At 32.3% G+C, this 11,937-nt stretch carries 15 protein-coding genes; 9 read left to right on the top strand and 6 right to left on the bottom strand.

Annotated elements, in window-relative coordinates; translation table 11 throughout:
* Positions 1–33: 33 nt before the first annotated feature.
* Together P8K68_RS00075 and P8K68_RS00070 are read left to right on the top strand one after the other, a co-directional pair.
* The gene (locus P8K68_RS00075) at positions 34–1,050 is read left to right on the top strand and encodes an LD-carboxypeptidase (RefSeq protein WP_300247048.1); all 1,017 of its coding nucleotides are present in this window, start codon (positions 34–36) and stop codon (positions 1,048–1,050) included.
* 181 nt (positions 1,051–1,231) lie between these two features.
* The gene (locus P8K68_RS00070) at positions 1,232–1,474 is read left to right on the top strand and encodes a hypothetical protein (protein WP_300246976.1); all 243 of its coding nucleotides are present in this window, start codon (positions 1,232–1,234) and stop codon (positions 1,472–1,474) included.
* 50 nt (positions 1,475–1,524) lie between these two features.
* Here P8K68_RS00070 and P8K68_RS00065 read toward each other — a convergent pair whose 3' ends face one another.
* Positions 1,525–1,977, bottom strand: coding sequence for a DUF1569 domain-containing protein (locus P8K68_RS00065; protein ID WP_300246974.1), 453 nt, complete (start codon positions 1,975–1,977; stop codon positions 1,525–1,527).
* 33 nt (positions 1,978–2,010) lie between these two features.
* Positions 2,011–2,787, bottom strand: a complete 777-nt coding sequence (locus P8K68_RS00060) for a TerB family tellurite resistance protein (RefSeq protein ID WP_300246973.1) — start codon at positions 2,785–2,787, stop codon at positions 2,011–2,013.
* A 241-nt stretch (positions 2,788–3,028) separates the two neighbouring features.
* Here P8K68_RS00060 and P8K68_RS00055 point away from each other — a divergent pair, with 241 nt between their 5' ends.
* The 5 genes from P8K68_RS00055 to P8K68_RS00035 all read left to right on the top strand — a co-directional run bounded on the left by P8K68_RS00055 (position 3,029) and on the right by P8K68_RS00035 (position 6,503).
* Positions 3,029–3,439 carry a BrxA/BrxB family bacilliredoxin gene (locus P8K68_RS00055; protein WP_300246971.1) on the top strand — a complete coding sequence of 137 codons (411 nt, stop codon included), beginning with the start codon at positions 3,029–3,031 and terminating at the stop codon, positions 3,437–3,439.
* A 184-nt stretch (positions 3,440–3,623) separates the two neighbouring features.
* A complete protein-coding gene (locus P8K68_RS00050) occupies positions 3,624–4,022 on the top strand; it encodes a hypothetical protein (RefSeq protein ID WP_300246969.1) in 399 nt (132 codons plus the stop codon).
* Between the two features lie 24 nt (positions 4,023–4,046).
* On the top strand, positions 4,047–4,784 hold the full coding sequence (locus P8K68_RS00045) for a lysophospholipid acyltransferase family protein (RefSeq protein WP_300246967.1): 738 nt from the start codon (positions 4,047–4,049) through the stop codon (positions 4,782–4,784).
* Between the two features lie 12 nt (positions 4,785–4,796).
* A complete protein-coding gene (locus P8K68_RS00040; protein ID WP_300246966.1) occupies positions 4,797–5,795 on the top strand; it encodes an acyl-ACP desaturase in 999 nt (332 codons plus the stop codon).
* Positions 5,796–5,843: 48 nt separating this feature from the next.
* The gene (locus P8K68_RS00035; RefSeq protein WP_300246964.1) at positions 5,844–6,503 is read left to right on the top strand and encodes an HD domain-containing protein; all 660 of its coding nucleotides are present in this window, start codon (positions 5,844–5,846) and stop codon (positions 6,501–6,503) included.
* Between the two features lie 2 nt (positions 6,504–6,505).
* Here P8K68_RS00035 and P8K68_RS00030 read toward each other — a convergent pair whose 3' ends face one another.
* Together P8K68_RS00030 and P8K68_RS00025 are read right to left on the bottom strand one after the other, a co-directional pair.
* Entirely contained in the window at positions 6,506–6,679 is a 174-nt protein-coding gene (locus P8K68_RS00030; protein WP_300246962.1) for a hypothetical protein, read from the bottom strand.
* Positions 6,680–6,691: 12 nt separating this feature from the next.
* Complete coding sequence (locus P8K68_RS00025; protein WP_300246961.1) at positions 6,692–7,567, bottom strand: AraC family transcriptional regulator; 876 nt, start codon at positions 7,565–7,567, stop codon at positions 6,692–6,694.
* A gap of 204 nt (positions 7,568–7,771) precedes the next feature.
* On the opposite strand from P8K68_RS00025, the gene P8K68_RS00020 reads away from it, so the two are divergent.
* Together P8K68_RS00020 and P8K68_RS00015 are read left to right on the top strand one after the other, a co-directional pair.
* A complete protein-coding gene (locus P8K68_RS00020; RefSeq protein ID WP_300246959.1) occupies positions 7,772–8,365 on the top strand; it encodes a hypothetical protein in 594 nt (197 codons plus the stop codon).
* A 293-nt stretch (positions 8,366–8,658) separates the two neighbouring features.
* Positions 8,659–9,270 carry a hypothetical protein gene (locus P8K68_RS00015; RefSeq protein WP_300246958.1) on the top strand — a complete coding sequence of 204 codons (612 nt, stop codon included), beginning with the start codon at positions 8,659–8,661 and terminating at the stop codon, positions 9,268–9,270.
* Between the two features lie 128 nt (positions 9,271–9,398).
* Here P8K68_RS00015 and P8K68_RS00010 read toward each other — a convergent pair whose 3' ends face one another.
* Both P8K68_RS00010 and P8K68_RS00005 read right to left on the bottom strand, forming a co-directional pair.
* A complete protein-coding gene (locus P8K68_RS00010) occupies positions 9,399–10,181 on the bottom strand; it encodes an enoyl-CoA hydratase-related protein (protein ID WP_300246956.1) in 783 nt (260 codons plus the stop codon).
* 47 nt (positions 10,182–10,228) lie between these two features.
* Positions 10,229–11,713: an ATP-binding protein gene (locus P8K68_RS00005; protein WP_300246954.1), complete on the bottom strand. Its 1,485-nt coding sequence runs from the start codon at positions 11,711–11,713 to the stop codon at positions 10,229–10,231.
* Positions 11,714–11,937: the final 224 nt, after the last annotated feature.

Genomic DNA, 11,937 nt, shown 5'->3' with positions numbered 1-11,937 from the left:
TCGAGTTTCACTAAAAAAATGTACATTTACATGATGTCAAAAAACCTACTAATTTTAAGCTTATTTTGTGTTGCGTTTTTCTTTAAAATAGAAAAGGCATCCACACAAAGTATGGCTATTGAAAAACAAAACAATACTTTGAAACAGCCACCATACTTAAAAGCAGGCGATACGGTTGCTATTGTTGCACCATCAGGAATTTTAAAAAACAGAACAGACGAAGTACAACAAGCTCAAGCGCTTCTAAAACGTTGGGGCTTACATTCAGTAGTTGGGGAGCATGTATTTAGTAAAGCAGACCACTTTGCAGGAACTGATGATGAACGTTGTGAAGATCTCCAAAAAGCGTTGGACAATCCAAAAATTAGTGCTATTTGGTGTGCGCGTGGTGGTTACGGCATCGTTAGACTTTTAGACAAATTAGACTTTTCAAAATTTAAAGAAAATCCAAAATGGGTAATTGGCTATTCTGATATTACGGCGCTTCATAATCAAATACATAATGAAGGTGTTGAAAGTTTACATGCCATTATGTGTGTAAGTTTACCAAAAGATGAATCTGAAATTAAAGAAAGTCTTTCTACATTTAAAAATACCATTTTTGGCAAGCCTTTAAACTACACGTTAGAAGGTTCTAAATACAACAAAACAGGAAGCGCTTCAGGGCAGTTAGTTGGCGGTAATTTAACTATCCTTCACACCATGTTAGGCTCTAAAACTAGCATTAATACTTCTGGAAAAATCTTATTTATTGAGGAAATTGGTGAATACAAATACCATATTGACCGGATGCTTCAAAGCTTAAAGCGTGCTGGTTATTTTGATAATTGCAAAGGTGTTATTATAGGAGATATGACAAAACTTAGAAAAAACACAACACTTTGGGGCACCTCCATCGAGCAACTTATTCTTGATGCTTTATCAGTTTATGATTTTCCAATAGCATTTAATATGCCTACGGGTCATGAAAAGGATAATCGGGCTTTAATTTTAGGTAGAATGGTTAATTTAACTGTAAATTCCAATGAATCTAAAGTTATTTTTAAGTAAAAAAATCAATACTCTAAAATAACCACAAAATACTCATGTTTTTTATCGAAAAAAAAAAGGCTTTTCATAGTGTCTTTTGGTCATTGAACAGCAGATAATGGGCAATCAGCTAATATTTTTAAGAATTATCAATATATGCTATAATCTTGTGTAAATATTAATCATTTTTAAAAACCCCAACATGATGAAAAAATTACAATTATTGTTTGTTACAATGATGCTTTTATTATCTATTGATATGAAAGCTGATGACGTTATTGTCAATTCAAATTTAAATTTATACAATCCTGATGTAAGGAAATGTCTACTAGAGGCTTCGGAGAAAGAAGGCTGGGAATTAAAATCTGTTTACCTTAATGCTAATGATGAATTGGTAATGATTTTTGACAAAGACAAAAACTCAAGAATTTACAAGACTAAATAATTATTTTAGCTTAAAATTTAAAAACCAACTAATCCTTTTAGTTGGTTTTTTTATACGCCAAACTGACTTAAATGATGGTCTAAATGTTTGTAAAACATAATATTCCATTCTTCTTTTGTTAAATTGCCAAAAGAATGCGATTCCATACCATCAAAATGATTTTCACCTAATTTTTGTGTTTTTATTAAATAGTCTATTAATCTCGCTTTTTCTTCTACAAAATTTCTAGCGTTTGTTATTAAGAATTGTGGTGCAGTTCTGCTATTCTTTCTATAAGGCTTATCCCTAACAACTGTCTTTTTTACAAATAGTTTTAGCATAAATTTTGTTAACCCATTTGGTTTTGGATGTTTGTCTTCAAAAGCCATTTCGTAAGTCACGCTACAATGTGCTAACATCTGGTCTGCACTCATTTTTCCCCATAGTGGTCTAGTTGTAGGTGATAGTTTATTAATTCTATCGATGACTGCTTCGGTTTCTTTTGTTTCAAATATGTTTTTCATTATCTAACTTTTTCAAATTAAACTCCTTTTGTATTAAAATCCACGCTCCTTCTGCAACTGCTCATAAGCCGCTTGAACTTGTCTAAACTTTTCTTCGGCGCCTTGTTGATGCTCTTTTCCTAGATGAATTACTTTATCTGGATGGTATTTTTTAGCCATTTTTCGGTATGCTTTTTTCACCTCATCGTCGGTAGCACTTTTATCTATTTCTAAAACTTTATAAGCATTATCGCTACTGTTATAAAACATCGCTTTAATACTTTCGTAATCTCTAGAGCTAATGCCTAAATAGCCTGAAATGGTATAGATTTGGCGTTCTTCATCGTTAGTTACCGTACCATCTGCTTTAGCTATTCCAAACAAAAAATGCATAAGTTGCAAACGCGATGGATGGTCCATCATTTGACGTATTTGCAAACACACTGGTCTTACCGAAACATTTTGTTTATTTATATTTTTAAATAATTTAAAAGCATGGTTTGCACGTTCTTTGCCGTACATATTTAAAAACTGCTGACGTACAAAATCGAGTTCTTTTTGGTTTTGCTTGCCATCCGCTTTTATAACTATAGACGCTAAAATTAACAAGCTTAATTCAAAATCTCCAGATTGGGTTTGTGGTCTCTGTCTGGGCTGTGTTCTATAGGTTGTTCTTCGTTGACCTGTAGATTGTCTTTCTCCTAAAAGCGGGTTATTGTTACCATCTGCCATGGCGTCTATAACACTACCTATTGCTAAACCAATTATTGCACCTATAGGGCCACCAAACGACCAACCTAAAGCACCACCTATCCATTTTGAAAAACTCATGTAATTTTTTTGTTTTTAATACGCCCAAATATACTATTGTTAGTTGAATTTTATACGATTTTGTTACAATTGTACTGCGTTAAGGATAGCAGTGGCATCCTTTTGCTTTTTAGCAAAAGATATAACGGATAGCCTGACCTTATAACGCCATAAGCGTTTTAAGGGAACGCCAAAATAATTATTACGAAGGTTTTGATTAACTTTGCATAATTATTAATATGAAAAATTAAAATTTAAAGATATGTATCCAGCAGAATTAGTAAAACCAATGCGAGAAGATTTAACGAAAGTTGGTTTTGAAGAATTACACACTGCCGAGGCGGTTGATTTGGCTTTAGCAAAAGAGGGGACTACGCTTGTTGTAGTAAATTCAGTTTGTGGTTGTGCAGCAGCAAATGCAAGACCAGGGGCGAGAATGAGTTTACAGAATGTAAAAAAACCAGACCATATTGTGACGGTTTTTGCAGGTGTTGACAGAGAAGCTGTTGATGCTGCTCGCGGACACATGGTTCCGTTTCCTCCAAGCTCACCTTGTATGGCACTTTTTAAAGATGGCGAATTGGTTCACATGTTAGAGCGTCACCATATTGAAGGGCGTCCTGCAGAATTAATTGCAGAAAACCTTGTTGATGCTTACAACGACCATTGTTAGTATTTGTTATTGCGAAGGAGGAACAACTGCGGCAATCTCTTTAAATAAAGAACAAATTTAAAAACAGATGCCCACGCTTCGCTCGGAATGACATATGAAATTTAAACCACGAATTAATTCGTGGTTTTTTATTTTGACGCAACCTTTTTAAATCTATTACATCTTATTAAAAAACTGTAAAAAGATGAAATCATCATTGTCTAAATTTATTTTAATACCTGTTTGCTTATTATTGTTTTCTACACAATGTGAAGAGGATATACCTCCAATTACCCAAGAAAATGAACAACAGGAATTATCTGTTTTAAAGGCTGAAATTGAAAATTTAGCGCGTGCTTCTATTTGTGGAGATACTTTTGAGTGTAAATTTATTGCCTTTGGCAGTAAACCTTGTGGTGGTCCATGGGGTTATTTAGTCTATTCAACTTCTATTGATACCGAAGCACTTAAAAAAAAGGTTGATACTTATAATAGCAAAGAAGCTAGTTTCAATACTAGATGGGATATTGTTTCTGATTGTGCCGTTGCCAACCCGCCCGTTAGCGTAAATTGCGAAAATAACGCTTGCGTTGCCGTATACTAAAACATAGTTTATTATTTTTGGGGCATGATAAAACTCTTGTCCTATCCAATATCGTTTATTTATTATTTGTTTTTTGGATTAACATTAATTGTATTTCATCCAATACAATGGTTATGTTTTAATATTTTTGGGTACCAAGCTCATCAAAGAAGTGTATACGCTTTACAATTATGCTTAATGCGATGTGCCAATATTTTAGGCACGCGTTTTACTTTTAATAATCCGCATAACATTAGTACAAATCGTCCTTTAATCATTGTTGCAAATCATCAAAGCTTACATGATATTTATCCTATTACCTGGTATATGCGCAAGCATAGTCCTAAATTTATTAGTAAAATAGAATTAGGAAAAGGTATTCCAAGTGTATCCTATAATTTACGACATGGAGGCGCCGCTTTAATTGACCGGAAGAACCCACGGCAATCTTTACCAGCACTCATAAAATTTGGCGAGTATATTGAAAAAAATAAATATGCTGCTGTTATTTTTCCTGAAGGGACACGAAGTAAAGATGGAACACCTAAGTCATTTCAAACAAAAGGCTTAGAAATTTTGTTTAAAAAAGTGCCTTCTGCATTAGTCGTTCCTATTACAATAAATAATTCTTGGAAAATCTTACGCTACGGGAAATTCCCAATGGGATTAGGCAATCATCTAAAATTTACTGTACATAAACCCATAGAATTAGCTACCTTTGTTAATAAGCAGGAGCTTATAAATAGTATTGAATCTACTATTAAAAACCATATACAACACTAAAAAAGTGAATACATGTCTTTAAAGAATAAGAGATTAGAAGTGATGCAGTTTTTGGAAAAAGATGTTGATGCATTAATGAAAAAATACTTAATTCCAATTGATAGCATCTGGCAGCCTACCGATTTTTTGCCTAATTCTGAAACTACAGATGATGCTTTTTTTGAAGAAGTTAGAGAAATTAGAGAGCTTGCTAAAGATTTACCTTATGATTTTTGGGTTGTTTTAGTTGGTGATATGATTACTGAAGAGGCTTTACCTACTTACGAATCTTGGTTAATGGATGTTGAAGGTGTAGACCAAGTAAATGGGGAAAATGGCTGGGGAAAATGGGTGCGCCAATGGACCGGTGAAGAAAATAGACATGGAGATGTACTAAATAAATACTTATATCTTTCTGGAAGAGTAAACATGAAAGAAATTGAAAAAACCACACAGCACCTTATTACGGATGGTTTTGATATTGGCACAGATAGAGATCCTTATAAAAACTTTGTATACACTAGCTTTCAAGAGTTAGCTACTTATGTTTCTCATAATCGTGTTGCAAAAATTGCTAAGGATAAAGGCAATAAACGTCTCTCTAAAATGTGTAAAATTATTGCTGGAGATGAAATGCGACACCACCATGCTTACTCCGAGTTTGTAGAGCGTATTTTTGCTGTAGACCCTAACCAAATGATGATGGCTTTTCATTATATGATGAAACAAAAAATTACTATGCCAGCACATTTTTTGAGAGAATCTGGAGGTGAAGCTAGTAGTGCTTTTGAAGAATTCTCTAATACAGCTCAGCGTATTGGCGTCTATACCTCAACAGATTATGTTGATATTTTACAAAAACTGATTGAACGTTGGGAAATTGATAAAATTACTGGACTTAATGATGAAGCTGAAAAAGCTAGAGACTATCTCATGAAACTTCCTTCAAGAATGTATCGTCTGTCTGAGCGTATGAAGGTTCCAGAAAATTCGTTTCAATTTAAATGGGTAGAGCCTGCTATCATAAAATAAAACTTAAAAAATTCCTTTCTTAATAAAAGGGATTTTTATTTTTATCCAATGCAAACCTCAACAGACAACATCATTAACAAAACCATTGAATTTGTTAAAGTTACTTTAGCTAACGCTGAAGGTGGTCATGATTGGTTTCATATAGAACGTGTTTACAAAAACAGCCTTTTAATTGCAAAATCAGAACCTGTTAATGAGTTTATAGTCTCGCTAGGTGCTTTATTACACGACATTGCAGATAGTAAATTTCATAATGGTGATGAAACTATAGGCCCTAAAATAGCACGAGAATTTCTATTTAAATTGAATGTAGATTCAAAAATAATAGAACATGTTATAAATATTATAGAGCATATATCTTTTAAAGGCGGTAATGAGGCTCAAAAATTCAAATCACCAGAGTTAGATGTCGTTCAGGATGCAGATAGGCTTGATGCCATTGGTGCTATTGGTATTGCACGTTGTTTTAATTATGGTGGGTTTAAAAATAGGGCACTTTATAACCCTGAGGTTACACCTAATCTTAATATGTCTAAGGCCGAATACAAAGCTTCAACTTCTCCAACAATCAATCATTTTTATGAAAAGCTATTGCTGTTAAAAGATAAAATGAACACTAAAACAGGTAAAGAACTTGCTTTAAAACGTCACAACTACATGTTAGGATTTTTAAATCAGTTTTACGCTGAATGGCAAGGAGAGATGTAATATTAGTTCTCTAGAGCGACTTGTAAAGCTGTAATTTTATATTCTAATATGGATAATTCCTCAGCGTTTTCTATAATTTCTTCAACAGTTAAATCGTCTTTACCATTAACAAAATTCATGATTCCTTTTTTCTTATAAGAATAGTAATTTAAAGCTTCATTGATTTTATCTACCATAAACTTATTTTTTTACTGAATAATTAACTTAATTTCTTTCCTGTAACTTGATGCACTCTTGCCAGTAATATCGTTAAACACTTTATTAAAATGCGAGAAATTATTAAATCCACACTCAAAACATACATCAGCAATACTCATATTACTTTCTTCGGAGAGTAATTTTGTGGCATGAACCACACGATATTCATTCACTATTTGAGTAAATGTTTTTCCAGTAGCTTTTTTAAAATATCTACAAAACGCAGGTATCGTCATACTTACCACATCTGCAATTTCATCTAATGCAATGTGTTGTTGGAAATTTTTATTCACATATTTAAATATGGCTCCAATCTTAGCACTATCTTGCGCTTCGGCTTCAAACGCAAAACCATCAGCATTTAAGAGTCCGTAATCTTCCGTTTTTGCCAGATAATCAAGAATATTTAAAAGTTTTAAAATACGCTCTAAACCCTCACTCTCTAAAAGTTCATCAATCTTTGGACCAATATAGGCTTTGGTTTCAACTTGAAAACGAATCCCTTTTTTTGCTCTTTCAAATAACGCATTAATACCAGCCATTTCAGGAATCTTGACAAAATCATTACCTAAAAAGTTAGATTTAAACTGGATTGTTGTTTCAGAACCATTAGCTGTTAATCTATCTGCAAAACCATTATGAGGCAAGTTGGATCCAATTAAGATAAGTTGACTATTGTTAAAATAAGATAAGTGATTACCAATATGTGTTTTTCCCTGTCCTTTATTTACATACACAAGTTCTAACTCAGGATGGAAATGCCAGTAGGCATTGAGTCTATCTGCCTTTTCTGAATGCCGTTTAACTAGTATAGAGCTTCCAAAACTTGGGGTAAGTTTCTCTAAAGTAGGTTTTTTATTAATCATGAGAGCGGATTTAATTGCAAATTTAATACTTATTGTGCACACATTATATATACTATTACCCTAAATATATGTTAAATTACCTTAACATTAACTTAACATTGCATTAACAGATAATTTAGCATATAAATTAGTCAAAATTGATGTTTTTAGAGGTCTTCTTCCTATATACCTTTGTACCGTTGAACGTTATGAAAAACCCAGATTATGAACAACGTATTTATAAACACAAAAAAAGGAATTTTAATCTTAGCGCTATTGGCTACGGTTTCAGGGTTCGCTAATGATGGTAACATGCTTTCTAAAAGAGACTCTAAAAAAGTAGCATTAGTATTAGAACATGTAAAGGAAGGTAATTTACTATATATTAAAGACAGCTACGATTTAGTACTTTACAAAGAAACCATTGAAGATAATGGGCTTTATAAAAAAGGATTTAATTTAACTGAATTACCAGATGGTCATTATTTCTTTGAATTAGAAAAATATTTAGAGGTTAACAAAATCCCTTTTTCTGTTGAATCAAACAACGTTATTTTTAAAAAAGAAGATGAGGCCACATATTTTAAGCCTTACATAAAACAAAAAGGAAACTTAGTTTTAGTAACTAAGCTTGCTCCTATGTTGGATAAAACTTTAATTGAAATATTCGCCATTTATGATAATGAAGTTAAACTTCGTTATTCAGAAAAAATTGAAAACGAAAAAGTTATTGAAAAAGCTTTCAAATTAGAAAAAGGAAATTATAAAATAGTAATAAACTCTAATAACAAGGAGTATACAACATTCATTAATAATTAGTTTAATGTCTTATTTAGTTTAGTTTAGTTGGAAAAGTGGGCTGTGGTGGCCCACTTTTATTTTTTATAATTACCACATTTTTTAATTAGTATAACTTATAATGCTTTTATATAAAGCATTTTTTTGTTTCCTACTATTCCTTATTATTTAGCTACTAAATAATACATTTATTTTACCTAAAAATGATGTAAAATTAACAGATAATTTAGCACATAAATTAGTCAATATCAATGTTTTACACAATTATAATCTGCCATATATTTGTAGTGTTGAACGTTATAAAAACCCAGATTATGAAAAATTTAATTAAAAACTCAAAAAAAGGAATCTTAATGGTAACTATGTCTTTTACCTTGTTAAGTTTCGCAAATGATGCTTCATTATTTAACATTAAAAATGAAGCGAAAAGAACCTATCTTTCTTTAGAAAATGTAAAGCAAGGAAACCTATTATCTGTAAAAGATATTAACGGCGTAATTTTATATAAAGAATTTATACAAGAAACAGGAAAATACACAAAAGGATTTGACTTAACTACATTACCAAATGGTGGATATGTTTTTGAACTTGACAAAGATTTAGAAATAAGTACAATACCTTTTAAGGTAATATCTAACGTTGTTGTTTTTGATAAGGAAAACGAAAAAACAATCTACAAACCTTTGGTTAGAACTAAAGGTAATCTAGTTTATGTTAACAAACTTTCATTAAATAAAGAGCCTCTGAAAATTAAGGTGTATTTTTCAGGGTTTGATTCTTCTTATTCTGAACTTGTGTTATCTGAAACCATTAAAAACACGAAGTCTATTGGAAGAATCTATAAACTAGAAGGTCTAGATTTAGGTTCTTATAAAATAGAATTTCATTCTGAAGGCAGACAATTTGTTAAATCAATTAAAAACTAATGATCTTACCTTATTTAGTTTAGTTGTTAAAAGTGGGCTGTAATAGCTCACTTTTTTTATATACCAGCATAGTATCAAAATACTTTTATCTAGCTAGTTTTAGAAAATTATTTATTTATTCAACTGTTCTACCTCCCCGGAAAATCAGCCTTACGCTTTTCTAAAAAAGCGGTAGTCCCTTCTTCAAAATCTTCAGTTCCAAAACAGTTTCCAAATTCTTGAACTTCCACATTAAAACCATTTACACCATCTTTAAAATTAGCATTTATAGCTTTTATAGCAGCACCTATAGCCACTATAGAATTACGAGCTATTTTAGTTGCTATTTTTTCGCAAAGTGGCAGTAATTCGTCTTGGATGATTACATGGTTAACTAAACCGTAATTTAAGGCTTGGTTAGCGTCAATCATTCCTGCCGTCATAATCATTTCCATAGCACGTCCTTTACCTACCAATTGCGGTAAACGTTGCGTGCCACCATAACCAGGAATAACACCTAAGGATACCTCTGGCAAGCCTAATTTGGCGTTATCGCTAGCCACTCTAAAATGAGCTGCCATGGCTAATTCTAACCCGCCTCCAAGTGCAAAACCATTTACTGCTGCAATAACTGGTGTGGATAGGTTTTCGATGAAATCGAATAATAGTTCTTGTCCTTTGGCGGCTAATTTTGTGCCCTCGCTAACATCATAATCAGCAAATTCACTAATATCTGCACCAGCTACAAAGGCTTTTTCTCCACTACCCGTTACTATAATAACTTTGGTGTTTTTATCTTTATTAGCTGCATCAAACGCTAGGTGTAACTCTTCAATAGTTTCTCTGTTTAACGCATTTAGTTTTTTGGGACGGTTTATAGTTATTATTGTAATCCCTTTGTTTTTTTCGGAAATGATATTGTTGTATTTCATAATTCTAGTTTCAATTAATAAGATTCCTGCCTGTGCAGGAATGACATTTACTCTTTTGGAAATATAACTTTAAATGTAGTGCCTTTATCCTTTTCTGACACAAAGGAAATATGGCCTTTGTAGGTTTCTACTATGTTTTTAACCATGGCTAAACCTAACCCCATACCACTGGTTTTTGTGGTAAATTTTGGCTCAAACACTTTATCTTTATTTGCTTCTGAAACTCCTGAACCATTGTCTGACACTGTTATAATCACGTTCCCATTGTTGTCGCCAACATTAATTACAATTTTTGGAGTTTGGTGTTCTGGCATGGCTTGAATAGCATTTTTAACTAAGTTTGTTACCACTCGAATTAGCTGTGTTCTATCAAACTTTGCTATAATTTCTTCTTTTTCAGCCGTAAAAAATATATAATCTTCATTGAAAATATCCAGCGCTAATTTTACAATTTTTACCACATTTAGCGTTTCGTTTTGTTGTGCTGGCATTTTCGCAAAGTTTGAAAATGCAGAGGCTATAGAACTCATCGTATCTATTTGCTGAATTAAAGTTTTACTGTATTCATCAACTTTATCATGGATTTTTTCGTCTTCTGGATTAAACTTTCGTTGGAAATTCTGGACCGTTAAACGCATGGGTGTTAATGGGTTTTTAATTTCGTGAGCTACTTGTTTTGCCATTTCTCTCCAAGCTTGCTCGCGCTCACTTTTTGCTAATTGAACAGCACTTTCCTCAAGCTCGTCAATCATGCTATTATAGGAGTTTACAAGAGTTGAAATCTCCTCACTCGTTTCATCTACATCAATTTTTTTATTACGTTTTTCAAGCCTAGTGGTATTTATTTTATCGCTAATGGTTTTTAACGATTTTGTGATGTATTTTGAGAGTAAAAAAGCAATCCCGATTGCGGTTAGCAATATTAATATAAAAGCGAAACCTATCCGTTTTAAAAATTCTAGAAGCTCTTTGGCTAAAAAGTCGTCTTTTTCTAAATACGGAATGTTTAATATGGCTATGGCTTTTGACTTATTATCTGTAATATAAGTGTATGAGGATTGGAAGGTTTCTCCGTTTTCTTTATGTTTATCTACATACCTATGTTGTGCAATCTCAGAGTCATTATTAAATTCTACATTATGGCTTATGGCATTCATAATGACTGCATCGAGGCATTTTTCTGCATTATTATTTTGCAAACCTGCTTTTGAAGAAATTAGAAGTCCGCCCTCTAAATCGTATAAATTTATTTGAAGTTTATGAATATCGGCGATATTATAGATTTCTTCTTTGAAAATTAACGGAACGTTTTCTGTTTTAACCTCCCAAGTATTTTGTCGGCCATTTAAAACGCGTTTAAGATGTGTTTGAATACTACCTTCCTTACGCTCTAATCGCCCTTTGTGATAATCTTCACTTTGTTCTTTATATTGAATTATGGCTACTGCCGAAATAAGCATGGATGCTAATAACACCAGCAATATCATCGCTAGAAATATACGGGTACGTAAGGACAATTTTTTTAGTTTCATCGGTACATAAAGATTCAATAAATATAGCAATAATCAAACCAAACAACATAAGGATGATTTAAAAAACTGGTATTAGCAGATAAGCGTATTCTATGATAGAAAACAAGTAATTTCCATAAAAAATCAGGCTACAAATTTATAAGTATCTACAAAAGGGGAATCTCTATTAATAACAGCAAAGATTCGACCTATAATTTTACATCTCACATTGTTTAATACCAGCA

The sequence above is a fragment of the Algibacter sp. genome (assembly GCF_029245835.1).
Lineage (GTDB): Bacteria > Bacteroidota > Bacteroidia > Flavobacteriales > Flavobacteriaceae > Algibacter_B.
The sequence above is the reverse complement of the archived record's forward strand: the minus strand, read 5'-3'. Positions and strand labels throughout refer to the sequence as shown.